At 68.9% G+C, this 24,477-nt stretch carries 32 protein-coding genes; 5 read left to right on the forward strand and 27 right to left on the reverse strand.

Annotation, left to right across the window (positions count from 1 at the left end; all coding sequences use genetic code 11):
- Nucleotides 1-3 precede the first annotated feature (3 nt).
- The 11 genes from V6D91_RS00150 to V6D91_RS00200 form a co-directional block, all read right to left on the reverse strand.
- A complete protein-coding gene (locus V6D91_RS00150; RefSeq protein ID WP_347317180.1) occupies nt 4-648 on the reverse strand; it encodes a DUF6441 family protein in 645 nt (214 codons plus the stop codon).
- Nucleotides 645-809: a hypothetical protein gene (locus V6D91_RS00155; protein ID WP_347317181.1), complete on the reverse strand. Its 165-nt coding sequence runs from the start codon at nt 807-809 to the stop codon at nt 645-647. The genes V6D91_RS00150 and V6D91_RS00155 overlap by 4 nt, the downstream gene beginning before the upstream one ends.
- Nucleotides 809-1,237, reverse strand: coding sequence for a DUF6631 family protein (locus V6D91_RS00160; protein WP_347317182.1), 429 nt, complete (start codon nt 1,235-1,237; stop codon nt 809-811). Before V6D91_RS00160 ends, V6D91_RS00155 begins: the two co-directional genes overlap by 1 nt.
- A gap of 10 nt (nt 1,238-1,247) precedes the next feature.
- Nucleotides 1,248-2,000 (reverse strand): hypothetical protein, encoded by a 753-nt coding sequence (locus V6D91_RS00165; protein ID WP_347317183.1) that lies wholly within the window; start codon nt 1,998-2,000, stop codon nt 1,248-1,250.
- A gap of 125 nt (nt 2,001-2,125) precedes the next feature.
- Nucleotides 2,126-2,329: a hypothetical protein gene (locus V6D91_RS00170; protein ID WP_347317184.1), complete on the reverse strand. Its 204-nt coding sequence runs from the start codon at nt 2,327-2,329 to the stop codon at nt 2,126-2,128.
- 5 nt (nt 2,330-2,334) lie between these two features.
- The gene (locus tag V6D91_RS00175) at nt 2,335-2,760 is read right to left on the reverse strand and encodes a hypothetical protein (protein ID WP_347317185.1); all 426 of its coding nucleotides are present in this window, start codon (nt 2,758-2,760) and stop codon (nt 2,335-2,337) included.
- Nucleotides 2,757-3,041 (reverse strand): hypothetical protein, encoded by a 285-nt coding sequence (locus V6D91_RS00180; RefSeq protein ID WP_347317186.1) that lies wholly within the window; start codon nt 3,039-3,041, stop codon nt 2,757-2,759. Before V6D91_RS00180 ends, V6D91_RS00175 begins: the two co-directional genes overlap by 4 nt.
- Before the next feature lie 12 nt (nt 3,042-3,053).
- Nucleotides 3,054-4,055, reverse strand: coding sequence for a major capsid protein (locus V6D91_RS00185; RefSeq protein WP_347317187.1), 1,002 nt, complete (start codon nt 4,053-4,055; stop codon nt 3,054-3,056).
- 66 nt (nt 4,056-4,121) lie between these two features.
- Nucleotides 4,122-4,499, reverse strand: coding sequence for a head decoration protein (locus V6D91_RS00190; RefSeq protein WP_104302190.1), 378 nt, complete (start codon nt 4,497-4,499; stop codon nt 4,122-4,124).
- A 3-nt stretch (nt 4,500-4,502) separates the two neighbouring features.
- Complete coding sequence (locus V6D91_RS00195) at nt 4,503-5,726, reverse strand: S49 family peptidase (RefSeq protein WP_347317188.1); 1,224 nt, start codon at nt 5,724-5,726, stop codon at nt 4,503-4,505.
- Nucleotides 5,727-5,973: 247 nt separating this feature from the next.
- Nucleotides 5,974-6,990, reverse strand: coding sequence for a WYL domain-containing protein (locus V6D91_RS00200; RefSeq protein ID WP_333839973.1), 1,017 nt, complete (start codon nt 6,988-6,990; stop codon nt 5,974-5,976).
- Nucleotides 6,991-7,074: 84 nt separating this feature from the next.
- Between V6D91_RS00200 and V6D91_RS00205 the strand changes: the two genes are divergently transcribed.
- Nucleotides 7,075-7,575 carry a cupin domain-containing protein gene (locus V6D91_RS00205; RefSeq protein ID WP_062196837.1) on the forward strand — a complete coding sequence of 167 codons (501 nt, stop codon included), beginning with the start codon at nt 7,075-7,077 and terminating at the stop codon, nt 7,573-7,575.
- Nucleotides 7,576-7,670: 95 nt separating this feature from the next.
- Here V6D91_RS00205 and V6D91_RS00210 read toward each other — a convergent pair whose 3' ends face one another.
- The 6 genes from V6D91_RS00210 to V6D91_RS00235 are packed head-to-tail and all read right to left on the reverse strand — an operon-like array spanning nt 7,671 to nt 12,811.
- Nucleotides 7,671-9,191: a phage portal protein gene (locus tag V6D91_RS00210; protein WP_347317189.1), complete on the reverse strand. Its 1,521-nt coding sequence runs from the start codon at nt 9,189-9,191 to the stop codon at nt 7,671-7,673.
- Nucleotides 9,191-9,412, reverse strand: coding sequence for a hypothetical protein (locus V6D91_RS00215; RefSeq protein ID WP_347317190.1), 222 nt, complete (start codon nt 9,410-9,412; stop codon nt 9,191-9,193). Before V6D91_RS00215 ends, V6D91_RS00210 begins: the two co-directional genes overlap by 1 nt.
- Nucleotides 9,412-9,804 carry a hypothetical protein gene (locus V6D91_RS00220; RefSeq protein WP_347317191.1) on the reverse strand — a complete coding sequence of 131 codons (393 nt, stop codon included), beginning with the start codon at nt 9,802-9,804 and terminating at the stop codon, nt 9,412-9,414. The genes V6D91_RS00215 and V6D91_RS00220 overlap by 1 nt, the downstream gene beginning before the upstream one ends.
- Nucleotides 9,804-10,295: a hypothetical protein gene (locus V6D91_RS00225; protein WP_347317192.1), complete on the reverse strand. Its 492-nt coding sequence runs from the start codon at nt 10,293-10,295 to the stop codon at nt 9,804-9,806. Before V6D91_RS00225 ends, V6D91_RS00220 begins: the two co-directional genes overlap by 1 nt.
- Nucleotides 10,296-10,307: 12 nt before the next feature.
- Nucleotides 10,308-12,281, reverse strand: a complete 1,974-nt coding sequence (locus tag V6D91_RS00230; protein ID WP_347317193.1) for a phage terminase large subunit family protein — start codon at nt 12,279-12,281, stop codon at nt 10,308-10,310.
- Nucleotides 12,281-12,811, reverse strand: coding sequence for an elements of external origin (locus V6D91_RS00235; RefSeq protein WP_347317194.1), 531 nt, complete (start codon nt 12,809-12,811; stop codon nt 12,281-12,283). The genes V6D91_RS00230 and V6D91_RS00235 overlap by 1 nt, the downstream gene beginning before the upstream one ends.
- A 105-nt stretch (nt 12,812-12,916) precedes the next feature.
- Here V6D91_RS00235 and V6D91_RS00240 point away from each other — a divergent pair, with 105 nt between their 5' ends.
- From V6D91_RS00240 to V6D91_RS00255, 4 genes are all read left to right on the forward strand, one after another.
- Nucleotides 12,917-13,105, forward strand: a complete 189-nt coding sequence (locus V6D91_RS00240) for a hypothetical protein (protein WP_017364484.1) — start codon at nt 12,917-12,919, stop codon at nt 13,103-13,105.
- 81 nt (nt 13,106-13,186) lie between these two features.
- Complete coding sequence (locus V6D91_RS00245) at nt 13,187-13,702, forward strand: DUF3489 domain-containing protein (protein ID WP_131111637.1); 516 nt, start codon at nt 13,187-13,189, stop codon at nt 13,700-13,702.
- A 98-nt stretch (nt 13,703-13,800) separates the two neighbouring features.
- Nucleotides 13,801-14,013, forward strand: a complete 213-nt coding sequence (locus V6D91_RS00250; RefSeq protein WP_024892309.1) for a hypothetical protein — start codon at nt 13,801-13,803, stop codon at nt 14,011-14,013.
- Nucleotides 14,014-14,084: 71 nt separating this feature from the next.
- Nucleotides 14,085-14,453, forward strand: a complete 369-nt coding sequence (locus V6D91_RS00255) for a hypothetical protein (RefSeq protein ID WP_347317195.1) — start codon at nt 14,085-14,087, stop codon at nt 14,451-14,453.
- Here V6D91_RS00255 and V6D91_RS00260 read toward each other — a convergent pair.
- The 10 genes from V6D91_RS00260 to V6D91_RS00305 all read right to left on the reverse strand — a co-directional run bounded on the left by V6D91_RS00260 (nt 14,417) and on the right by V6D91_RS00305 (nt 24,477).
- Complete coding sequence (locus tag V6D91_RS00260) at nt 14,417-15,682, reverse strand: site-specific DNA-methyltransferase (protein WP_347317196.1); 1,266 nt, start codon at nt 15,680-15,682, stop codon at nt 14,417-14,419. The genes V6D91_RS00255 and V6D91_RS00260 overlap by 37 nt on opposite strands.
- A complete protein-coding gene (locus tag V6D91_RS00265; protein ID WP_347317197.1) occupies nt 15,679-17,223 on the reverse strand; it encodes a site-specific DNA-methyltransferase in 1,545 nt (514 codons plus the stop codon). The genes V6D91_RS00260 and V6D91_RS00265 overlap by 4 nt, the downstream gene beginning before the upstream one ends.
- Nucleotides 17,224-17,494: 271 nt before the next feature.
- On the reverse strand, nt 17,495-17,896 hold the full coding sequence (locus tag V6D91_RS00270) for a DUF6362 family protein (RefSeq protein ID WP_102042188.1): 402 nt from the start codon (nt 17,894-17,896) through the stop codon (nt 17,495-17,497).
- Nucleotides 17,889-18,098, reverse strand: coding sequence for a hypothetical protein (locus V6D91_RS00275; protein WP_102042187.1), 210 nt, complete (start codon nt 18,096-18,098; stop codon nt 17,889-17,891). Before V6D91_RS00275 ends, V6D91_RS00270 begins: the two co-directional genes overlap by 8 nt.
- Nucleotide 18,099: 1 nt before the next feature.
- Nucleotides 18,100-18,633: a hypothetical protein gene (locus V6D91_RS00280; RefSeq protein ID WP_347317198.1), complete on the reverse strand. Its 534-nt coding sequence runs from the start codon at nt 18,631-18,633 to the stop codon at nt 18,100-18,102.
- A gap of 248 nt (nt 18,634-18,881) precedes the next feature.
- Nucleotides 18,882-21,071: an AAA family ATPase gene (locus V6D91_RS00285; RefSeq protein ID WP_347317199.1), complete on the reverse strand. Its 2,190-nt coding sequence runs from the start codon at nt 21,069-21,071 to the stop codon at nt 18,882-18,884.
- A complete protein-coding gene (locus tag V6D91_RS00290) occupies nt 21,071-21,826 on the reverse strand; it encodes a hypothetical protein (protein WP_347317200.1) in 756 nt (251 codons plus the stop codon). Before V6D91_RS00290 ends, V6D91_RS00285 begins: the two co-directional genes overlap by 1 nt.
- Before the next feature lie 10 nt (nt 21,827-21,836).
- Nucleotides 21,837-22,193 carry a DUF6511 domain-containing protein gene (locus tag V6D91_RS00295; protein ID WP_127478525.1) on the reverse strand — a complete coding sequence of 119 codons (357 nt, stop codon included), beginning with the start codon at nt 22,191-22,193 and terminating at the stop codon, nt 21,837-21,839.
- Nucleotides 22,190-23,866 (reverse strand): DEAD/DEAH box helicase, encoded by a 1,677-nt coding sequence (locus V6D91_RS00300; protein WP_102042184.1) that lies wholly within the window; start codon nt 23,864-23,866, stop codon nt 22,190-22,192. Before V6D91_RS00300 ends, V6D91_RS00295 begins: the two co-directional genes overlap by 4 nt.
- A gap of 14 nt (nt 23,867-23,880) precedes the next feature.
- Nucleotides 23,881-24,477, reverse strand: coding sequence for a hypothetical protein (locus V6D91_RS00305; protein WP_102042183.1), 597 nt, complete (start codon nt 24,475-24,477; stop codon nt 23,881-23,883).

Genomic DNA, 24,477 nt, shown 5'->3' on the forward strand with positions numbered 1-24,477 from the left:
CGTTCATCGACTGCGCCCCAACTCCCGCTCGATCGCGCGCGCCAAGGTCGGCAACGCACGTTGCACGCCTGCCGCGAGGTCGAACCGGCGCTTCAGATCCACCCGCCGCACCAACACGGCGATCGGGATCTCCTGGCCGCGCTGCAGGCGCTTGACGCCGCTGCGCTCGCGCTCGGCGCGCTTGAAGCGGTTGAGCTGCGCGGCGTTCTCGCGGATGTTCTCGGCCATCAGCAGCACGCGGCCGTTCTTCTCGACGAAGAAGGCGTTGCCCGAGCGCATCAGGCCGTCGATCACGGCCTTGAAACGCTTGGGGCCGATGCGGGTGGGCAGCAGCGGGATCAGCATCCGGCCCGTCACCGTGCCGCCGTGCGTGTGGATGCCGAGCCAGGGGATTCGGCTTCCCACCCACAGCGCGGGCAGGCGATCGGGTTTCTTGTCGAACACCTTGGCCTGCAGCGAGGCGACGAAGCTCGCGCGCCTGACCTGGAAGGCGCTGCGCATCTGGGCGCGGGCGGCCTCGCGCACCTCGCGGCCGCCTACAGCCATCCCCTTGGCCACCGCCGCATGGATCGCCCGCCGGCGTTCGGCGCTCCAGGCCGAGAGCCGCCTCGGATCGAGCAGTCCCTCGGTGGTGAGCGTCAGTTTCATGGCCGCACGTCCTCCCACAACTCGCGCTGCAGCCGCTCGATCGCCGCCCGGTCGCCCTGGGCCGCCACCGCGTGCAAGGCCAGCCGCAAGGCGTTCTGCCTACCTTCCAGCCGACCGTGGGCGGCGAGGAAGCCCCGCGCCTGCGCGAGGGTGTAGCCCATCACCTCGGCGGGGCGGTGACCGCAGGCGACGAGCCGGGCGACGGCATCGTCCCAGCCGAGAGGATCGGCGCCAGCCGCTCGCCCGAGCGCGCGATGCTCGGCGCCACCCGCCGCACGAAAAAATCCGCGTTCACCTCGAACACGGCGGCGGCCAAGGTGACGGCCTCGTCGAGCGCCAGCCCTTCGATCCAGGCGCGGTCGCGCCGGGTGGCGAGCGCGAGCAGCTCCAGCACCGCCTCGCCGTGCCGGGCGAGCAGCGCGAGCCAATCCGGCTCGGTCGAGAGGTCGGCGGCGATGGGCCGCACCGCGGCGAGGATCCGGGGTAACTCGCCCAGCCGGATCGGCGTGAGTTCCACTGCGGCGCCCGCCACCGTGACCACCTGGGGCACGGGCGGGAAGGTCTGGAAGTCGGTGCGCGTGTGGGTCATCGCCATCCCCTTACAAGAGCACGAGACGGCCGAACTGTCCGAGTTCGCCGTCGGCGGGATTGGAGAGGTCCGCCAGCACCTGGCCGGAGAGTTCGAACTTCAGCAGTTCGTCGGTGATGATCGAGAGCTCCTTGGCCGGGTTGATCGCCACGCGATAGAGGTCGATCACCACCTCGCGGTTGGCGTCGGCGGTGTTCAGGCCCTCGAAGCGGATCCAGCGCTCGGGCAGCGGCCGGGTGAACATCGCCGTGCTCTGCGCGGCCCCAAAGGCGTAATCCACGGTGAAGGGCTCGACATAGGGGCCGCCGGTCGTGGCGTCGAGGATCAGCACCGAGCCGTGCCTCGCGTGCACCTGGTACTGCGTCGCCGGCAGGGGCTTGGGCGGGCTGCTGCCGTCCTGGATCTGCACCGCCGAGACGTTCTGGTGCGCGAGCGGATAGAGGCTGCCCGCGGTGACCGGGTTGGGCAGCGTCTCGCCCGTGACCGTGCCCGGTGCCACCGTGGTCGAGTGGCCGTAGAGGGCGAGCGCGAGGTTGCCGCTGCTCAGTTCCTCCAGCGTGCAGGCGAACTCACCCTTCTTGGTCTTGATGAGCTGCAGGTCGGTGAGGCGCTGGCCGGACTGCGCCTCCTGGTGTTCCAGCGTCTCCACCGACAGCGACACCTTCAGTTCCGGCACGTTGCCGACGAAGGTGAGTCCTGCCGGGTTGCCGGCCGAGTCGCGCGCGCCGATGTAGACGCGTCCCTGTCCAGAAAAGTAAGCCATTGCCGCGCCTCCTCAGCGATCGGCGATGTGTCCGGACAACGCGCCGTGTCGGCGCGTTGCGGCGAAGGCTAATGCCCGCGTAGCGGGCGTTAAGCGAAGCGGCCGAAGCCAGAAGTAGGCCATGGTCAGTCTCCCGTGGAGGTTGCCGCGGCGGCGGAACCGTCACGGCGCGAGGGTTTGAGGGATGGCGCCGGGGAGTCCGGCGTGACGAGCCGGGCCGCGCCCTGGGCGATCAGCCAGCGCGCGCTGGCCTCGGGCAGGTCCAGCCGCGCGCCCGCGGGCAGGCGCCGACCGGCGTGGGTGTGGGGTTGGAGCAGTTCGATGGGCATGGGGGTCATCCCGGGGTCGTGAGGTCGGTCAGGGCGGTGCGGTAGCGGATCTCGTAGCGCGCCGGCAGCATCACCGTGCCGGCATCGAGGTCGTCGGCGTCCCAGTCGGCGTCGAGCTCGCGCACCGCGAGCGCCAGGCCGCCCAGGTTCGGGTCCGCGAGCACGGCGGCGTGGGCGGCGACGATCAGCCGGTCGGCCGCGTCGAAGGCGTCCGCGCCGCGCGCGAGCGCGACCAGGCGCACGGTGAGTGCCCGGTCCACCAGCCGGTTGGCGTGCGCGATGAGGGCGTCGCCCTCGACGGAGACGAGCAACGCAGGGCCGGCCTCGCGGGGCAGCGGTGTCGCCGGCTGGCGCAGCACGGGCACCGGGGCCAGGGCCGCAAGGAGGCGATCGATCAGGATGCGCAGCAGGCGCTCGCGCACCGAGTTCATGGCAGCCTCGCGAGCCTCGCCCGGCACTCGCGGCCGTCGCCGAGCGCCCTCACCTCGCGCACGCGGTAGGACTCGCCGGCGATGGTGACCACGTCGCCCGGTGCGAGCGCGAGGCGCGAGGCCGCGTACTCGAGCTCGAAGTCCCGCGCCAGCGCCAGGCCGTCGAGCACCGTCTCGTCCGGCGCACGGAACGCACAGTGCACGGTGGTGGTGCCCACCACGACGGGCGTCAAGAGCCCCGCGCGCTCGGCGGCGTCGTACAGATCCTCTACACGGACCATCGGACAGGACCCTCAGACGGTGAGCTTCACCAGCACGCCGGGTCGGTGGCACATCGGCAGCGGGTTGCTCTGGGTGTGCAGATCGGTCCCCCGCTCGAACTTGCGCGGCTCCTGCTTGGCGTAGAGCGGCTGGCCGAGGGTGCCCACCGTCTCGTTGAAGTCGGCCGGGGCAAAGTAGGTGGCGAAGGTGTCCACCGTCCCCAGCGGGAAGGCGTGGGCCTCGCCCGCGGCGATGAAGCGGCGCGCGTTGCCGTTGGCGTCGGTGGCCTGGCCGCGGTACTCCTCGAAGGTGATGCCGGCGAAGACGAAGCCCGCGCGCACGTCGTTGATCAGGATCGCGCCCTGTTGCCACTGCGCGTAGGCTTCCTTGACCGACTTGTGGCCGGTGAGCTGACGGAAGAACTCGGGCGAACAGAGGACGTGCACGCCGGTCATGAACTCGCCCTTCAGGTTCTCCTCGATGTGGGCCAACACCTCGTAGCAGTGGCCCTTGACGTCGCTCGCGGCATTGGCCAGATCGAAGGCGATGGTGGTCTGCCTGAGATCGAACTCGTCGAACAGGTCGTAGATCGTGCTGCCGTCGGCGTCCAGGATCTGGCCCTTGAGCGCGCCCATGCGCAGGTGTTCGAGGGTGATCGCGTGCTTGTTGCGCATGGTCTCCAGGTGCCGCGCCAGCACGCCGGCCACGGCCTCCATTTCCGTCTCCGAGCCGAAGGCCCGGATGCCCTGGACCTCCTCGGGCAGCACCACGTCGTCGTGCGGGATGTGCGGGATGACGAAGGAACGCAGCCGGCGCTGGCCGCGTTCGCCCACCGTGCCGGGCGAGCCGGGCGGCCGGGTGGGCAGCAGGTTCAGGCGCCCGGCGTACTCCTCGATGACGACCTGGCGCGTGCGCACGGGCTTGGCCGGAAACAGGTTCAAGGCTTCCAGCCGCCCGTAGCGGTTGGGGATCAGGTTGATGGCGGCGGTCAGGCTCGCCATCGAGAAGCCGGGGGAATCGAAGGGGTTGAGCATCGGGAGACTCCAGAAACGACGAACCCGCCGAATGGCGGGTCGTCCGAGGTGTGGGGAGGGGCGGAATCAGGCGCTGTCGCGCACCACGATGCCGCGCGCTTCGAGTTGGGCGATCGCAGCGAGCTGCTGCGCGGTGGTGATCCCCGCGGGCCAGACCAGCGCGTTTCGCGCGACGATGGCGTGGCGGGCGATCAGGATCGCGTCCTCCCGGTCGATCAACGTCGCATCGACGGCCAGCGCGAGCACGCCCACGGCGACTTCGCTGCCGTCGCCGGCCGCGGGGTCGAGGGCCTTGAGCTTGCTTGTGGCCGTCTCGCGGCCGACCACGGCGCCGAGCGGCAGGTTCTGCCCGGCGGCCACGGTTGCCTGCTCGCGCGAATACAGGTTCGGCGCCTCGTACTTCAGCAGGTCGCCGAGGTTGGGGGCTTGGGTGAGCGTGGGCATGGTTCACTCCCGGGTCACGAGCTTCTTCACGGCGGCGACCACGGGCGAGGCGGCCGGATCGGCGCCGGGGGTGGCCCAATCGTTGGGCGCGTGGGTCGAGCGCACGGCTGACTCCATGCTGTGGGCGGCGCGCGCCTCGATCAGGGCGCGGCGCACCTCGGCTTCGGTGCGGCCGGCGGCGATGAACTCGGCGGCGCGCTCGGGGCAGCCGGCGAGCAGACACAGTTCCGCGATCACTTTCGCGGACTGCGCCACTTCGCGGCGGGCCTCGGCCACCAGGGCGGCGGCCTCATCCACACCGAGGGTCTCGGGCGGGGTGTCGGTCATGGTGGGGGTTCCTCGGAGAACGGTCGCCTTCCCGGTCGGGGCTGGGCGCGGCGGGGAAGACGGACGCCGCGCGGCAGAGAGATGTCGGTCGAACTCGGCGAGCACCGCGGGGAGCGTGGCCACCCCGTCGGCCAGCCCCGTCTCGAGGGCCTGCGGGCCGAAGAAGAGCGCGGCCTCGGTCGCGCGCACCGCGTCCTCGGGCAGGCCACGCATCGCCGCCACGTGCGCGACGAAGAGCGCGTGCAGCCGGTCCACCTCGGCCTGGAGCGCCGCGCGGGCGGCGTCCGCAAGCGGCTCGTGCGGCGAGTAGTCGTTCTTGCGCTCGCCCGCGGTGATCGCGGTGTAGCGGTAGCCGTCTTGGGCGTCCTTGACCGACTGGTCGACGTGCAGCGCGATCACGCCGATCGAGCCCACGCCGCCGGTCTCGGTGACGAAGAGCCGCTCGGCCGCGCAGCCGATGGCGTAGGCCGCGGAGAAGGCGGCGTCGTTGGCTACAGCCCAGATGGGCTTCACGGCCGCCGCCTCGCGCACGCGGCGTGCGAGTTCGAAGCAGCCGCCGGTCTCGCCGCCGGGCGAATCGATGTCGAGCACGATGCCGGCGACCAGAGGGTCGCCAAGGGCTGCCTCCAGCCGCGCGCCGATCTCGGCGTAGCTTGTCAGCCCCGAGGCCGCCTCCAGCCCCAGCGTGCGCTTGACCAGCGTGCCGTGGATCGGCAGGACGGCGATCGAGCTTGACGCAGACGCCGCAGGGTTCGGGGCCCGAGGCAGCGGCGGCGCGAGTTCGACGTCCGGCGCGGCGAGATTCAGGCGGTCGGAGAGCACCGCGAGGATCACGTCGAGCTTGGCGCGCTGGACGAGCAAGGGCGTGCCAAAGAGCCGGGAGGCGAGATGGGGCAGCATCGGTGTCAGTCCTGCGATTCGGTGTTTGGCTTGTGGCACCGGCGGCCGCAACCGGATCGGCGGTGTCTCTCTGGTTGTCGTGCCGCGGGGAGTCCAAAACCAGTTGCGAAATCTCGAACGATGTGGCCGATTCGCCGACGTTGTGCGGGCCGGCTGCCGCGCCCACAAGCCTTGCGCGACGCGTCGGTTCGGCCAGCGCGTGGAGGACGCTGGAATGCCCTCTCCGAGCTGCCCGTCGGTCGCTCGTTCAGGAAGGTGCCAGCGTGCGTTCGAGCCGGGCCTGCATGCGGCGCAGGCAGGCCTGCAGTTCGGGCGGCGACTCCACCTCGAAGTCCATGTCCAGGCTGAGCAGCCAAGCGGCCAGCGCCGCCACCCGGTGGGCGCCCGTGACGAGCCGGCAGCGAGCCGGCCCGAGCGCCTCAAGGCGGCCGGCCAACGGGGAGATCTGCTCTTGCGCGGCGTCGACGGGCGAATGCAACACTACCCGCGCCTGCACGCGGTAGACGTCGGTGGAGATGCGGCGTGCGACGAAAGCGGCCAGATCGGCCCGCGTCGGTGGCCGGGCAGAGGCCTTGCCTCGGCTGCCGCCCGTTACGCCGTCCTCGGCGGGAAGGGGGCGCGGGGAAAAGGCGTCCCCCATTGTGCGTACGTCCTCGATGCGGTCGACGCGCAGAGTGCGCCAGTCCGCGCGTCCGCGGTCCCAGGCGACGAGATACCAGCGCGACTCTGCACACACGAGGCCAGCTGGCTCCATCCGACGAACGCTGGAGCGGCCCTGTACGTCGCGGTAGCGCAGCTCGACCACCTGCTGCAGCTCGCTGGCGTCGGCCAGCGCAGCGAGATGGCCCAGGTCGGCGGCCGGTGCTGCGTTCGTCAGTGGCTGCACCGCATCGAAAAGGCTCTTGAGCCGGCGCGCCAGCCGCGCCGGCAAGAGCGTCTCGAGCTTCATCGAAGCCACCAAAGCGGACTCCTCCAAGCCGCGCACGCCGCCCAAGGCAGCGCTTCGCAATGCGAGCGCGAGCGCGAGAGCCTCGTCCTCCTCGAAGGCCAGGGGCGGGAGCTGGGTGCCTGCCTCGAGGTGGTAGCCGCCCTCGGCACCTGGCAGCGCCCGCACCCGGTAGCCGAGTCCGCGCAGTCGCTCTACATCCCGTCGGACGGTGCGCGTCGTGACACCCAACCGCTCGGCCAACTGCGGCCCGCTCCAAGAGCGGCGCTGTTGCAGCAGGCCGAGCAGCCTCAGGAGGCGGGACGAGGCGGGCAGCATGCAGATTTCGAATGAGGACCGAAACTGTCCGCAATCCTAAAGTAGGCTGCAGGCCTTGCTCCACCCAACGCCAGGAGGCCACGCATGGACCGACCCATCCTCAACATCAACGACGCGAGTTACACCGACCTCGCTGACCTCTCCCGTCTCTGGGGCTCCGAGATGCCGGCCGAGCGCTACGGCGGCCGAACCGCGCTGATCGGCCGCGCGCTCGGCGCTCGCCAGCTCGGCTACAACGTCACCGTCATCGCGCCTGGCAAGCGGGCATATCCCTACCACTGCCACACCGTCAACGAGGAGATGTTCTTCGTGATCGAAGGCCAGGGCGTGCTGCGCGTCGGTGGGCAGACGCATCCGATCCGCGCGGGCGACGTGATTGCTTGCCCGGCCGGCGGCTCGGAGACCGCGCACCAGATCGTCAACACCGGCACCGCCGAGCTGAAGGTACTGGCGGTGAGCACTGCGCGCACGCCCGAGGTCTGCCATTACCCCGATTCCGGCAAGTTCGGCGTGCTGGACCCGGAGCACCGCTTCGCCTACATGGGGCGGGTGAAGGACGGTCTGGACTACTGGGACGGCGAGTAGTCCCGGGGTCGTCCGCGCCAGGCAGCCGGGGCCGCAGCGGCGAGGTCCGACGTCGGGCACGGCGTTGCCGCGCCGACTCGTCTGCCCGGAGAGGATCACATCGCTTCACGCATCGCTTCACGTTCGCTTTCGCTCACGTGAGCCTCCGCCGCAAGCGGAGTGACGGTGTCGCTCCGCCTGTCGTGCCGCGGATCCGAGTCGAAGACCAGCCCGAGGTCGTCCGCTCGCGCGTTGTCCGCCGCGATCTCGCGGTCGATGTCCTCGGCGTCGTAGCCGTAGGCCGAGATCGCCTCCGAGCGGCTCATCAGCCCGGCGCGGATCGCGAGCTTGAGCGCGTTGAACTCCTTGAGCGGATCGACCCACTGCCAGCCCTGCGGGATCCACTTGGCGGCCTGGTACGCGCGAGGGCGCCGCGCGTAGCCGGGCAGGCTCAGCGCCCCTTCGAGCACGGCCTGCTCCATCCAGGCCCGCCACACCGGGCGGCACAGCTGGTGCACGATCACCCCGTGCTGGATGGCCTCGCAGCGGCGGCGAAACTCCAGCAGCCCTGCGCGGATGCTGGAGTAGTTCACCTGGGTGAGATCGCCGGTGAGCATCTCGTAGGTGATGCCCATGGCGGCGGCCACCGCCCGGAACTGCTGGCGCATGAACTCGCCGTAGCTCGCGCCCACGTCGGCCGGCGCCGAGAACTTGATGTCCTCGCCCGGCTCCAGGATCTGCAAGGTGCCGGGTTCCAGCCCGGCGAGTGCCGCGCCCTGCGCGTCCGGCAGCCCTTCGCCCATCAGGTTGTCCTCGGGGGCGAGCCGCGTGATGAAGCCGGCGAACATCGCCGCGGTCTTCTTGCGCACCAGTTCCGCGTCGTCGTACTGGTCGAGCTCGTGCAGCTTCACCAGCGCCCGCGCGAGCCAGGGCTCGCCGCGGATCTGCCCCGGGCGCAGCGGGCGGAACAGGTGGATGACCTCGGAGGCACCCACGCGCACGGTGTCGAGACCTCCCGCGGAGGTACCCGTGCCCGACATCGGCGCCAGGCTTCCATCCCCAGGGTGCGAGCGGGTCAGGTGATAGGCCACGCGCCGCCCGAGCCGGTCGAACTCGATGCCGGCGCGGATGACGTGGCCCGAGGGCAGGTCGCGGTTGAGCGTCGTCGGCAGGTGTTCGGGCTCGAGCACCTGCAGCTGCAGGCCCACCGGCAGACCGTCCTCCGGACGGCGCCAGCGCAGGCGCACCAGCGCCTCGCCGCCTTCGAGCATCGCGCGAGTGGCGAGTGCCTGCAGGCCGTAGAAGTCGGTCAAGCCCGCCGCATCGGCCTCCTCCACCCAGTCCAACCACAGGGCGTGGATGGCCTCGCGTACCGCGGCGTCCTCGACCATGCTCTGCGGCTTGATGCCGGTGCCGATGGCGTTGGCGACGAACGCCTCGATGCCCGCGGCCGCCCAGGCGTTGCGCCGGGCGAGATCGCGGCTCTTGGCGCGCAGTTCGTTCTGCGTGAAAGCCAGCGCCGCGACCGCCCCGGGGTTGCCGACCTGCCAGGCCACGGCCCTGCGGCCGCCGCCCACGCCGTCGTAGGTGGGGCTGGTGCCGAGCAGCCGGCGCTTGAGGGTATGCCACCAGCCCATCACGTCCCCTTGGTCGTGTGAAGGCGGATCTGTCGCGGCGCGCCGGGCCATAGGCCCGTGGCTACGGCCTGCTCGAAGAGGTCGCGTTTCACGGCGGCGATGGCGGCTTGCAGTTCCTCGACGCTGCGGTACTCGACCGTCTTGTCGCCGAAGCTCACGCGCTTCTCGCCCTTGGCGAGCGCGGCTTGCAGGGCCTCGAGGTCGGCTTGGGTGTAGGCCATCAGCGGTAGACCACGAGGTCGATCTCGGGGGAGTCGGCGAAGGACGCCGCGGTGGTCGCGCAGCCCACATCGACGTGCGTCGGCGTCTTCTCGTCGGCGGTCGCGCGCACGATCAGCAGCCGCTGCGTGCCGCTGTTGGTGCTGCTGCGGGCCACGCCCACCCAGGCATAGTTCGCGTCCGGCAGCGGGCTGGCGAAGCTCACGCGGTAGCGCCCTGGGGCGAGCCGCGTGACCGAGGCGACGTTGTGCGCGGCCCGCACGACGATCTGGTTGCCGACATGGCCAAAGCACACCCAGGCGCGCGCCAGCCCCGGATGGCTGGCATCGATCTTGGTCTTGACCTCCAGGCCGATGCGGCTGGCCAAGGCGCCGATGCGCGAGGCCAGGCTCATCAGACCAGGGCCCCTTCGAAGATCGCGACGAAGTCGGTGTCGGTGTCGCCCACCTCGACGGCGGCCACGGCGCCGATGTTGCTGCGCGCCTGGGCTTGCTCGGCTGCGGTGAGGGTCTGCGCCGCGTCGAAGCGCACGCGGTGGTTCACCGCAGTGAGCAAGGCATCCAGGACGCTGGTGCCATCCTGCAGCAGCTGCTGGATCTCCAGCAACGTGTCGTAGGCGGCATCGGCCCCGCCCAGAATCTCGGCCTTGAGCGTGTCGAGCAGCGTGACGATCTTGCTCGACGAGTAGGTGCTGGTGGTGGCGACCTGGGTGTCGTCGATCGCACCCGAGGCCACCACCGCGGCCTTCAGCTCGTTGATGGCCGCCACCAGGCTCGACTTGTCGGTGGTGGTGAGGTTGGCGAGATTCCCGGCCTTCGCGCGGACGTCGTTGAACTCCTGCGCGACGCGCAGCACCAGGCTCTCGATACGGGTGGTCAGTGACATAGCGTCTCCTCGTCAGGACAGCCAGCGGCTCTTGATCACGCGCCGGCCGGTGGTTCGGGTGGCAGAAACACCCAGGCCACCTCGATGGGTGGCCTCGGTGATCGATTCAGTAGGTGTTTCAAGGGCTGGCGGACTGGCCAGCCCCAGTTGCCGCTCCAGTTCGCGCCAGTGGCGTTCTTCGAAGCGGTCGAGCCCCGAGGCCGCAGCGGCGGCGCGGGCATAGACGTAGCAGTCCAGCGCTTCGTTGCGCTCGCGCACCTTCTGCCACTCGCGCACCGGAAAGCCATTCCTGTCGCGGCGGGTGATCAGTTGCTCGGCGCAGAGCTGCTGGAGGAACTCGGCGTCGATCTTGGGCAGGTGGACGAAACCGGCCGGGTAGGTCACCGTCACGCCGTCGTCGGCCACCTCCGCGCTCTGGCGCAGGTGGTTGTAGAACTCGAGTTTGGCGAGCCCCACCGCAACCGCATACACCTTGATGCCCCGGCGCAGCTTCTTGCCCGCCTGCGAGACATCGACCGCCGTCGGTGTGCCGATCAGGGCTGCGCCCCCCATCGAACCCGTCCGCACGCCCTTGACCGCCATCACCCGCGCGTCGCGGCAGGCGCGCACGAAGGCGTAGGCCTCCTGTGTCGCAAAGCCGGTGTCCAGCGCCAAGCGGGCCAGCGGCATGGCCGCGCCCGAGGCATGGGTCCAGGTCTCGGCGAGCATCCCGCCCAGCGCCTTCCACACCGCATCCCGTGCGGTGTCGCCCATCAGCACCCGGTGCTCGATGAGCCAGGCCTCCTTGCCACGCCCGAAGGCCCAGACCGAGACCTCGATGCGGTCCTTCTGCACGTCGGCGCCGGCGGTGAGGAGCAGGCCGCCTGCGGGAATGGTGCCGATGGCATAGTCCTCGCGGCGCTCCAGCAGGCGTTGCCAGTCGGGCGCTTCGCCCTCCTCGACCCAGGTCTCGCCGAGCTCGGTGTTCTTGAAAGTCTTGATGGCAGCGGCCGATCCCGACTCTTTACTGACGGCGGCTTCCCACGCAGCGGCGATCTCGCACCAGGCGCGCCAGCCCAGCGGGCTGTACAGCGACGACAGATGAAACCCCGCCGTCTTGCCCGAGCCTTCCGCCGTCGCGCGCCACTCGCCGTGCTCCAGCATCCAGGTCTTGTGGTGCTCGGCGATCGCCGTCTCGCATGATTCGCACACATACGCCGCCGTCTCGGGCCGTCCCTTCTCCCAACGCAGTTGCTCGAAGCGCAGCCACTGCCGGTGCGAGCAATGCGGGCAGGGCACGAAGTAGCGGCGCTGGTCGCTGGCCTCGTACTCGCGCTCGATGGCCGAGGCACCCGCAATCGTCGGCGTCGAGACGATGAAGATCTTGCGCCGCGCAAAGGTGCGGGTGCGCGCCTCGGCCAGCGAGATCGCATCGCCTTCGCCCTCGACGTCGAGCGGGTAGCCGTCCACCTCGTCGAGAAAGAGATAGCGCACCGGCATCGAGCGCAGGCCCACCGCGCTGTTCGCGCCCGTCATCACCAGCACACCGCCGCGAAACTCCTTGGCCAGAATGGTGTTGCCCGAGTCGCGGCTTCTCGCCGGGGCGATGAGTTCGCAGAGCACCGGCGACTCCTCGATCAGCGGGTCGATGCGCTGCTTGGAGTTGCGCTTGGCCATCTCCACGGTGGGCCACACCGCCATCATCGGCCCGGGGGCGTGGTGGATCACGTAGCCGATCCAGTTCGAGCCGGTCTCGGTCGCGCCCACCTGCGCGCCCTTCATGAACACCACGCGCTCGATGGGCGAGGTCGGCGACAGGCAGTCCATGATCGCCTTCAGATACGGCGTGCGGCTGGTGCGCCAGCGCCCCGGCTCGCTCGAGGCCTTGCTCGACAGCACCCGGTGACGGTCGGCCCATTCGGAGACGGTGAGCAGCGGGTCCGGCGTGAGGCCCTCGCGCCAAGCGCGCTCGATGACGTCCCAGCCCTCATAGGCGAACTCGTCCATCAATCGACCCGAACCTTGAGTTCCCCGAGCTCGGCGAGGTGCTCGCGCACGGCGGCATCCAGGGCCACGTGCAGGGTGTGAGCCTCCACGCCGAGCCGGGCCGCCATCTGCGCCGAGATCCGCGCCGGCCAGTTGAGCCAAGCGTCGCGCTCCGTACGGGCGAGCTTGAACACATGCGCGATGGCCTGGTTGCGATCGACCAGCTCGCCCTTGAGGCGGGCGAGGCGCACCTTGTTGGTCTGCGCCTTGACCACCTCGTTGACCGTGCGCGCCTGTAAGAGCGAGGTGCCGCCCGCGGGTAGCCCGGCGGCGAGGTTCGGGGCCGGATCGTCCGACACCCGCACCTTCGCGGCTTTGGCGCTCGTTCCTTCCTTGGGCGGCTCGGAGTTCCTTGCCCAGTCGCGGTCGGCCTTGTCCGGATCGATCGTGCCGTCCGCCTCGGGCGTGATGCGCCCGGCGCGGATGGCCTTGTGTACGGCGGTGTCCGACACCCCACGGTGGCGGGCGTAGGCGCGAATCGACAGTCCCATGGTCTCCATCAAGCATTGGCGCCGTCCCGCTCGGATTCCGCTTGGCTTCGCTCGGGAACAGCGCGTTCATGTCATCACCATCAACGACACCCCGAGGAGAAGCACATGACCGAGCAAGCCGAAAAGGACATCGACCGGCAGCTGCAGCAGATCGCGCTGGATCACCTGTTCATCGACACCCTGGAAACCCGCAACAGCGACCGGCTGGACTTCCACGAGGTCAGCGTCTGGGCAGTCAAGAGCGCCTTGATGGCCGCCTACCAGGCGGGCCGGCAGGCCGCGCGGCAGGGCTGAGAAAGCAGCGGAAAGCGCTTGGCTTCTCCAGAGAACAGCGCGTTCATGACCACACCATCAACCACCACGAAGGAGCATCGAATGAGCACCATCCAACTCACCCCCGCCCAGCACGCCATCCTGGCCTACGCCGTCGAGCACACCGGTGGCAAGATCGAGTGGTTCCCCGACAACGTGAAAGGCGGCGCCCGCAAGAAGGTACTGGACGGTCTCTGCAATCGGGCCCTGATCACCACCGACGGCACCGACTGGTCCGTCGCCGCCGAAGGTTACGAAGCCCTGGGGCGCCCGCGTCCCGCGCCGGCCTCGGTGGAGGCAGATGCGGATCTCGAGGCGGAGGTCGCAGCCGCCGAAGCCACCTGGGCACAGCAGCGCGCCGAGACCAAGCCCCGCACCCGCGAGAACAGCAAACAGGCCCAAGTCATCGCGATGCTCCGGCGCCCGGAGGGCGCGACGGTACGCCAGATCTGCGAACTCACCGGCTGGCAGGCGCACACGGTGCGCGGCACCTTCGCCAACGCCTTCAAGAAGAAGTTGGGCCTCACCATCACCTCGGACAAGCCCGAGGACGGCGAGCGCATCTACCGGATCGCGTGATTCGAGCGGAAAGGGAAGCCAAGCAGAAAACGCTTGGCTTCCCGCGCCGGCAGCGCGTTCATACGGGTGTCGCAACCATCCACGCCAAGGAGCACAGCATGAAACCCACCCGCGCCATCCTCACCCACAGCAACTACGACGCCGACGACTACGCCTACCTCACCGCCAAGGGCTGGAGCGATGACGAAATCCTGGCCCGCTGGAGCGAAGAGGCTGCGCACGGCAACGGACCCTGCCACTGGGAAAGCGCGTCGGCCCGCGCCAAGCTGGCCGCCGTAACCGGTCGCCAACAGACGACGCGAGATGATTGAGATTGAGCTTGGCTTCCTGATCGAACAGCGCGTTCATACGTGTGTCGCAACGATCAACGAAGGAGACAACGATGACCACAGCCAAAACGATCCCCGCCACCCGCAACGAAGCCTGGGGCTTCTGGGGCACGATGGACGCGCACGCGCAATCCGCCTGGCCCATCGCGATGAACGCCATCTCCGACGCCACGGGACAGCCCTTCGAAGCGGTGCGGGCCTTCCTCGACAGCCGCCACGGACGCCACTTCGCGGACGAAGTCCTCAACCGCAAGCATGCGGGCCATGCCCTCCACGACGCGATCCGCGCCGCCACCCGGCAGTGGATGGAATGGACCATCGGACGCCGCACCAGTAAGGACTACGGTATCCCGCGCGGGCTTCCTTATCTGACCGGGTTCGTGATTCACTGCGAGATCGTCGAGGAGGAAGTCGCCGCCTGATCGAACGCCAGGCCATCCGATTCGCGGGTGGTCTGCTTGCCCGTCCAGTCCTGCCAGCGCCGCACGATCACGTCCGCATACTTCGGGTCGAGCTCGATCAGCCGCGCCACGCGCCCGGCCTTCTCGGCCGCGATCAGTGTCGTTCCGGAACCGCCGAAGGGGTCGAGCACCACGTCGCCGGGGCGGCTGGAGTTGCGGATGGCCCGCTCGACCAGATCCACCGGCTTCATGGTCGGGTGCAGATCGTTCTTCGCTGGCTTCTTGATCTGCCAGACGTCGCCCTGGTCGCGGTCGCCGCACCAGTGGCGCGTCGCGCCTTCGGGCCAGCCGTAGAGGATCGGCTCGTACTGGCGCTGGTAGTCCGAGCGGCCCAGCGTGAAGGTGTTCTTCGCCCAGATGATGAACGTGGACCAATGACCGCCGGCGGCGCGGAACGCCGCCTGCAGGGTGTCCAGTTCGCTGGAGGACATGGCGACGTAGATCGCGCCTCGGGTGTGCGCCATGATCAGCGCCAGCGCGTCGTAGATGAAATCGTAGAAGCCTTCGCCCAGCGCATCGTTGAGGATGGGGCGGTGCTTGCCCCGCCGCTTGTCCTTCGCGCTGTTGGCGTAGTTCACGTTGTAGGGCGGATCGGTGAAGACCATGTCCGCCCGCTCGCCGTCCGGAAACAGGCGCGCGTAGGCCTCGGTGGTGGTCGCGTCCCCGCAGACCAGGCGGTGCGGCCCGAGCCGCCAGACGTCGCCCGGCTTGGACACCGGCTCTTCCGGAATCTCCGGGACGGCGTCGTCCTCGGTCTGGCCTTCGTGCTCTGGCTCCTCACCGGCCAGTAGCTCGGCCAACGCATCGGCATCGAAACCGGTCAAATCGAGGTCGAAGCCTTCGTCCTGCAGTGCCTCAAGTTCGATGCGCAGTAGCACATCGTCCCAGGTCGAGAGCTCCGCGAGCCGGTTATCGGCGAGGACCAGCGCCCGGCGCTGCGTCGGCGTCAGGTGATCGAGCACCACCACCGGCACGGTGGACAGGCCCAGCTTGCGCGCGGCGGCGAGCCGCCCATGGCCCGCGACCAGCACACCGTCGGCGCCGACCAGGCAGGGATTGACGAAGCCGAACTCGGCGATGGAGGCCGCGATCTGGGCGATCTGCTCGTCCGAGTGCTGGCGGGCGTTCCGCGCGTAGGGCAGTAGCTTGTCGATCGGCCAGTGCTCGATGCGCTCGGCGAACCAGTTCACGCGGCCGCCTCCGCCGTCTCGCCCAAGCGCTCGGCCGAGACCTCGGCGAAGGGCTGGCCGGTGGCCGCGAGCACGGGCTCCATGCCCGGGTGGTGCTGCAGCCAGCGGCGCAGCGCGACGTCGACGTACTCGGGCGCGAGCTCGATGGCGCGGACCCTGCGGTCGGTGAGTTGCCCGGCCAGCAGCGTGGTGCCGCCGCCGGAGAACGGCTCGAAGACGATCTCGCCCACGTCGGTGTAGGCCTCGATGAAGAACTTCGGCAGGCCCAGCGGGAATACGGCCGGATGGTCGATACCATCACCGATGCGGCCGCGCTGGCGCGTCACCTCGACGACGGAATCCGGGATGCGGAACTCCTGCGTGGGCTGTCCGGCGTGGTTCCATTCGCCGACCTTGCCATCCTTGGCGCGCATCGCGGTGGATGACCCATCGGCGCGCAGATGCGTCTCGTGACCGGCCCACTTGCAGGGCACGATCTTGTTCGGCTTGCGCGCCTGGCGGTTGAAGTGGAACACGAACTCGTGGCGCGGCGCGAGGCGCCCGGCCCAGTCGCCGGGCACGGTCACCGACTGATCCCAGACGTACCAGCCGAAGCGGCGCCAGCCCTGAGTGCGCATCCATTCGATCCAGCCGTCCCAGTACGGCTGCCACTCGCCGTCGCGATGGACCAGGCCGAGGTTGACCAGGATTTGCGCGTCCTCGTGCAGCGCGCTGCGGGCGGCGCCGAACACGCCCTGCATGAGCGCGTTCCAGTCAACGATTCCGCCGGTGGTGTAGTCGCGCTGGTTCGCGTAGGGCGGGCTGGTAAAGAGCAGGTGAGCGCGCTCGCCATTGATGAGGCGCGCGACGGCGGCCGCGTCGCTGCTGTCGGCGCAGAGCAGCCGGTGTTCGCCCAGCAGCCACAAGTCGCCGGGCCGCGTGACCGCAACCGTGGGCGGCGTGACGTCGTCCTCGTCCGCGTCGCCTTCCGGCGCACGCTCGTCCTCATCGGCGGACGGTTCCGTCTCCTCGATGTGGTCGAGCAGGCCTTCGATCTCGGAGGCAGAGAAGCCGGTCAGGTCCAGATCGAAGCCGGCGTCGGCCAGTTCGGCGAACTCCAGCGCCAACATCGCCTGGTCCCAGCCGGCATCGAGCGCGAGCCGGTTGTCGGCGATCACGTAGGCGCGCTTCTGCGCAGGCGTCAGGTGCGCAAGCTCGATCACCGGCACCTCGGCGAGCCCCAGCTTGCGTGCGGCCAGCAGCCGGCCGTGACCGGCGATCACACCGTGCTCGCCATCGACCAGGATCGGGTTGGTCCAGCCGAACTCGGCGATGCTGGCGGCGATGCGCGCGATCTGCTCGTCGCTGTGCGTGCGCGGATTGCGGGCGTAGGGGATCAGCGTCTCGACCTTGCGGTACGTGACGGCGAGCGTGTCCAGAATCGGTGCCTCGGAAACGAAGAAGCCCGCCGACGGCGGACCGTGGGCGGGCTGGGAGTGTCGGGGAGAAGGTCTCGGGCTGGAGGGCTGCAAACCGCAAACCCTGCAAACCTCGGTTTGCACCCTGACGCTATCGAAGCGCCGCGCTCGCGCCCCCCGCATGGCTTTTCGGCCAGGAAGGACCCATCGCGCTCGGCGGGTCGGATCGCGAAGGCAGAAACGACGAAGACCACGGATCGCTCCGTGGCCTTCGCACATGCTTCTCTCGCGAGGTTAGCGAAATCCTAGCGCAAAAACGGGTGAAGTGTTGCACGTCCAAAATGGCTCGAAACCGGCATCGTTCCGCATCCGCCCGCATGGCTTGGATCACTTTGGAAACGACCCGCAACTTCACTCATGAAAGGCTGGCCACGGTCCGGCGGGTCTGCTCGTTCAGACGGCAGGCGACGATGTCGAGCGCCTTCTGCCACCGCCGCCAGGCCGTAGTGCGGTCGCAGCCGAAGCGGGCGCAGATGTCGCGCCAGCGGTGGTGCTCGGCGCGCATCCACACGAGATGCCGTTCCTCTTCCTCCAGCCACAAGACCCAGCGCATGGTCTCGAGCATCCGCTCGACCGTCTCGGGTGCGGGCGGGAAGCGCCGGATCGAGGGTTCGGCCCCCAGCGTCTCCCAGGGCATGCGCCGGATCGCGGGCCAGGTGTTGAAGTAGCCCTGCACGCGCACGGGCGGCAGGCGGTGGGCGGTGATGGCCGCCTCCCGGAAGCGTTCGGCCACACGCTCGACGGTCCACTCAGCCATGGCGCGCCTCCCGTGCACCGTAGAGCCGCTCGCCGATTCGGCGGATCAGCTCGCGTTCCATCCAGTCGAGCCGGTCGTCGTCGAGGCAGACGACGAGCAGGCGTTGCTCGCGCCAGCCGCGGCGTTTGACGGCCTCCACGTCCATCGACTCGGGTTGCAGCCGGCCGAGCGGGCAGCGGTAGCGAGGGGTCGGAACAATCATCTCAGTCCTCCTGCGCCGCGTCGTGAAGCTCGAGGGCCCAGAGCAACAGCGCCAGTGCGTCGGCCTCGTTGTCGTCCTCGGGCCGGAAACCCAGGGCCTGCATGGCGGCCACCATCGCTTGCTTGCCGGCGTTGCCCTTGCCGGTGGCGTGCTTCTTGATCGTGCCCACCGGCACGCCCTGGTACGGGATGCCGTGGTGCTCGCACCAGGCGGTCAGCTGGGCCATGAAGCCGCCGTAGGCGTGGGCGGCATCCACTCCGGCGTGGCGGCGGACCTCCTCGAAGTACACCGCATCCAGCCCGTCCGCCGATTGTTTGACCTCGGTGAGCCAGCGCTTGAAGCGCAGGTAGCGCATGCCGCCGCCCTCGAAGCGCTGGGGCTTGAAGGACTCCGAGCCGCTGGTGATGGAGCCGTCACGGCCGAGCAGCGCCCAGCCGGTCCGCGTGCCGAGGTCGAGGCTCAGGATGGCCGTGCCCGGTTCACGATCCCGACCGTCGATGCCGGGCAGACCCCTTCGGGTCGGGGGAGAGGACACGACGTGGTCCTCTCCCCCCGAAGGGGGGAGGGAGTTTTCGCCAACTGGGAAATCCCCGAAAGGTAAGTAAAAACATGGTGTTAGCTCAGTTGGCAAATTGGCAGGCGTTGCCAACTGCCAACTTGCCGACTGATCTGTAATGCATTGATTTTTTTGATTTTCCAGTTGGCAGACGTTTGCCAACTGAATCCAGTTGGCAAAATTCGGGTTCCAGTTGGCAGAATTTTTGCCAACTTGCCTGCGCGTGTTCATGCGTCCTCCTGCGGGTCGATGAAGTCGTCTTGGTAAACCCACACCTCGGGGTTCTCGACCGGCAATGCGGCCCCCGATTGCGGGCATTTGAAGTGGGTAGGTAATACCGGTAGCTCGCGCAGCGGCACTTCGCCGGTGTCGGGATCGGGCTCGCCCGCCGGTATGCGCAGCACCATGCCCTCGACGCACAGGTAGCCGTACTTGGTGCGGCCGATGCGTGGCAGGCCATAGTCCTGTGCGTTGCGGAAGTACTTGATGTAACCCTGGGTCGAAAGCGCAGAGAGGCGCTCGCGGATGGTGCGCTCGCCACCGAGCCCCGCCTTGCCCTCGAAGCTTTCCGCGAACTGGTTGGCGGTGTAGCAGCGCCCCTGGGCCGCCTCGTCGAACAGGATCTGCAGGATGGCGTCGCGCTTGCGCCGGCGCTCGGCATCGAGGCGCTCGCCATAGTCCCTCATCACCAGCCGCGCGTTGGCATCCACCTCCCGCCACTCGCCCCGGATCTTGTCCACGTGCATCGACGGGATGGCGGCACCGTTGCGCAGCTCGAAGAAGAGCTGGCGCGTGGTTCGCGTTTCGTCCGGTCGAAACAGCAGCATGCCGGTGGTGTAGTAACCGCGCAGGCTGCCGGCCCCGGCCAGCGCCTGGAACGGGTCCTCCTCGAACTGCTTCTTGCCGAGTTTTTTGGTGTGGTGGGCCAGCACGATGCCGGCGTCCGGGTTCACCGCATCGCGCAGGCGTTCGACCCGCTGCGACAGGAAGTAGAGCATCGCCGCGTTGTCGTTCTCGCCGCCGGACTCCCCGCCGTCGAAGACGTTGCGGATGGGGTCGATGGCGATGATGTCCGGCAGCTCGTCGCCGAAGGCCTGCTTGATCGCGGGGATGACCTGGGCGAGGCCGGCGTCGTCCAGGATCAGCCGCAGCTGCGGCGTGGCGACGAAGTTGACGCGCGCTTCACCGATGCGACTGGGCGGTAGGCGGATCTCCTTCACACGCTCGCGCAGGTAGTGGTACTGCACCTCGGCTTGCAGATAGAACACCCGCAGCGGGCGCGGCGGCGTCATGGCGAGGAAGGTGGCGCCCGCCGCCATGTGCGTGAGCCATGCGAGCAGAAAGTCACTCTTGCCGACCTTGGGCGCACCGCCGAACACCAGCAGGCCGCCGGGTGTGAGCACGCGCGGTGCGATGAGATCGGGCGGCAACGGCGAGTCGTCGTCGAGCAGCGCACCCAGGGTGAAGGTCGGCAGTGTCGGCGCCGCCCCCTTGACGACCCTGCGCTCGCCCTCACGAATGAAGGTGGCGCAGTCGAAGCCCTCGGCCACGGCATCGGCCGCGTCCCACTTGTCCGGTTTATCCATGGGCGGCACGAGGATGGCGACCGACGCCGCGCCCGCCGTCACGCAGGCACGGGCGGCGTTCTCCGCGTAGTCCCAGCCCGGGACGTCGCGATCCGGCCAGACCAGCACGTGCTTGCCCGCGAGCGGCGTCCAGTCGGTCTTGTCGATCGGCGCCCGCGCGCCGTTCATGGCCGTGGTCGCCGTGATGCCCGTCCCGATCAGGGCGCAAGCCGCCTTCTCGCCCTCGACCAGCACCACGTCACGCGCATTGGCCACGGCCGGCAGGTTGTAGAGCGGACGCGGATCGGGGGCGCGCCACATGCGGGCGCGCACGTCCCAGGGGCGGTACTCCTTGCCGGTGGGCGGGTCGTAGCGGTAGACGCAGGCGATCAGTCTGCCATCCGCCGTGAGGTAGTCCCACTTGGCGGTATAAGGGCCGAGTTCGTCGACGGGGGCGCTGCGGGCATTCGATCGCTCCGGGGTGTGACCGATGGATGGTGCAAGCCCGAGCCATTGACGGATTTCCTCCGCGATCCGGGGGAAGTCGTGCCGGGCGGAGAGTCCACGGGAACGGGCCCACAGATCGATGACGTCGCCGCCTTCGTCGGTCGCAAAATCCTTCCACAGCCCACGCCGTTCACCATCGAGCTCGACCACCAGGCTCTTGCCGCGATTGCCGTCGATATCGCCGACATAGAATTTACCGCCGCGGATGCGGCCCTGCGGGAACAGGTAGAGCAGCACCGCCTCCAGGCGCTCGAGCAGGCCTCGGCGCAGCGAATCGGTATCGGGGAGTGCCATTCCCTGCTGTTCGGGTGCGTCGTTGTAGTCGAGCCAAATGACGTCTGCCATCAAGCCGACCCCCAACACCGGTCCTGCCAAGGGCACGACTTGCATGTGACATGGGTCGGCGTAGTGGCGTGCCGGGGCAGCAGCTCGCCCGCCTCGGTGGCGGTGATGACGCGCACGGCCCGATCCGACATGCGCTGCGCGAGCCCGCCATCGAACGGTACGAGTTCGAACCAGATCTCCTCGCTGTCCTTGTTGATGGCGGTGAACAGCGCGGGATTGCTCGCGATGCCCGGCACGGCGCCTTCCATGTAGGCCTGGTAGACGGCGATCTGCGCGGCATAGATCGGCTTGGCGCGCGCCACACCCTGCTTGACGGTTTCGCGCCAGGACTTGTCGTTCATCGTCTTGCACTCCCACAGCGCGGGATAAGCAAGCTCGATGTCGGCAGGGCCGGCGGCGAGAATCCCGTCGACGTGCCCCTGGATGCGTCCGCCGGCGACGGAGAAACCGAACTGCTCCCCATCGGCCCTGCGGGTGTAGAGCTCGAAGCCGGCGAGGCGCAGCCAGCGGATCGCCAGATCCTCCAGGGCATGGCCGACCTCGAACACCCGCAAAACCCGCCCGGGCAGCTCGCGCCCCGGATCGACCGCGGCCTGGGCGTACTCGTACTGCAGGGCGCGCTCGCAGGCCACGCCGAGCCGGGAGGCACCGAGGTAGGTCCGAGATACCTGTGCTGCCCGTTCACGCGCCAGCGCTTCGTCGATGACAGCGTTGACGCGCTCGTGGAACCTGGGGCGGTGGTTGTAATCGAGCATCACCGCCTCCTCAAAACGGCACATCGTCGGGCGTGCGCTCCCGCAGGTTGTCGAAGTAGGCGGTGAGCACCACATCGACCAGTTGCAGGACCTCTTCCCGGGTGTAGCTCGCGAGCGACCGGTCCATGCCGATGGACGCCACGTACTCGCCGAGCGAGGGCAGGACCGCCTCCATCGCGGCCTTCTCGTTATGGGTGGGATCGATCACGACACCGCCTCCCGCCTTCAGTCGTTGCAGATGAATGTCCTGGCAGCGCATGGAGCAGAAGCGCTTGAACAGGCGCTTGCCGTCCGGCGCACGCGAGCCGTTCCTCGGCGACAGCCAGCAGAAGCCGCGTCCCTCTCGTCCGCAGATCGCGCATATCACGCCGCCCTCCGGTGTTCGTCGTTGGCTGCCAGCACAAGGCGATGGATCGACGACTTGTTGAACTGGAACGCGAGCAGCGCCGAGGCCTGGTAGCGGGTGAGCCCGAAGTCGGCGCGCATGGCCTGCGGCAGGTAGCGCAGCTGCTTCTCGGTGGGCGGTTCGTTGAGCCAGCGGCGGGTCTTGTGGGCGGTGTCGAGGGACTCGTTGTCGTTGAGCCAGTCGTCCGCCTTGGCCATGCAGACGCTGCGGTCGCCGACCGCCAGCAGACGGGGCGGAAGACTCCGGCCGCCACCGACCGCGTGCCAGCGCCCGTTGAGGAAGAAGATGCCGCCCCAGGCTTGGAGGCCGGTGGCCATCAAGGCATCGTCGCAGCCGAAGAGATCGCACCAGCGGAAGTTGGAGCGCTTGAGCAGGTCGATCTCCGTCATGACGAAGTCGTCCATGGCTTCCGCCTGCTCGGCCGGATCAATGGTCCACTCGAAGCCGCACAGTGGGCATTCGCGGCAGCCGAGCGGCACCGTCGCCTCGCAGGAGGGGCACTCCTTGGTGGGCGCCTGCCCCTGGTGCTGGTGGCCGTCCAGGTTGGCCTCCTGCTCCAGCGAGCCGTGCATGAGGGTCGCGGTGCCGAAGTCGAGGACGATGCAATCGGTCTTGACCACGCCGGGATGCTCGGCCGGATCGACGGTGCGCAGCCCCCGCCCGATCATCTGGGTCAGCGTCGACTTGTGCGAGCTCGGGCGCAGCAGCACCACGCAGGAGGTGGGTGTGTAATCGTAGCCTTCAGTCAGCACCGCCACGTTGACGACTACTTGTGCCTCGCCGCTTTCATATTCGGCGAGCCGGACCTTGCGCTCGGCGTCCGACAACTCGCCGTGGATGAGCACGGCGCGGATGCTGGCGGCGACAAACGCGTCGGCCACGCACTGCGCGTGGGCCACGGTGGAGCAGAACACGATGGTCTTGCGCTCGCCCGCCTTCTCGCGCCAGTGACGGATCACCGCGTCGGTGATCGGCGTCCTGTTGAGGATCGCCTCCACCTCGGTCATGTCGAAGTCGGTGGCGGTGCGGCGCACCTGGGCGAGGGCCGATTGCGCGCCGACATCGATGACGAAGGTGCGCGGCGGCACCAGATGGCCGGAGGCGATGAGCTCGCCCAGGGTGATCTGGTCGGCCACGTTGCTGAAGACCTCCCGCAGCCCCTTGCCGTCGCTGCGTGCGGGCGTGGCCGTGGCGCCGAAGATCAGCGCCCTGGGGTTGCGCGACAGCACGCGATCTATCACGCGCCGATAGGACGGCGAGGCGGCATGGTGCGCCTCGTCGACCACCAGCAGATCGAGCGTGGGCATCGCGTCGAGATGCGCGTCGCGTGAGAGCGTCTGCACCATCGCGAAGGTGGCGCGCCCGGCCCAGGACTTCTCCTTGGCATCGAACACCGAGGTCGCGACGCCCGGATTGACCCGGCCGAACTTCTCCCGGTTCTGGGCGGTGAGCTCATCGCGGTGCGCGAGGATGCAGGCCTTCGCGTCGGGCTCCTCCAACACGCCGCCGGCGACCGCCGACAGCATGATGGTCTTGCCGGAGCCGGTCGGGCCGATGGCCAGGGTGTTGCCGTGCAGGTAGAGCGCGGCGAGCGAGCGCTCCACCAGCAGGGCCTGACGGGGACGAAGCATCATGCCGGCAGTCCCCCTTACTGCGCCCAGCTCGGACGGCCCGTGACCGGAGCGCGACCCGTGGCTTGGGCATATGCGTTGGGCGTGGTGGCCGAAGGCGCCGGCGCACGCGGTGCCCCCATCAGCGCGGCGTAGTCCTTGTGATCGGGCTGGATCGCCTGCTTGATGACGGCCTTGTCCTGGCCGTTCTGATCCTTCTCCCAATCGACCTTACCGAGGAACTCGATGCCGTCGAGGTCGGCGAACCCGGCGATGCGCCGCGCGTTCTGGGCCTGGGGGCTGGCGTCGCCCGGATGGACGCCGCGCGCGGAGTTCAGGATCGCCTTGACGAAGGCGCGGCCCATGTTGGCCCACTCGGGACCCTTGGGGCTGTAGAGACCGATCAGCGACCACAGCTTGCGACGGGCGTACTCACCCTCCATCACCACGAACTCGCAGTTGAGGTACACCGAGCCGGTGTTGTCGTTGCGGGTGGCGTAGCCGCCGGTCCAGCCCTGGCTCGCATCGTCGAAGCCGCCCGGGCGAATGGTCATGCGCACGCGCACCAGCGTGCCCTTGGGGATCAGGTCGAACGAAGACTGCTCGTTGGCATCGTTGAAATCGAAATAACTCAT

Origin of the sequence: Thiofaba sp. EF100 (genome assembly GCF_039822285.1) — a bacterium.
Taxonomy (GTDB): Bacteria; Pseudomonadota; Gammaproteobacteria; order Halothiobacillales; family Halothiobacillaceae; genus Thiofaba.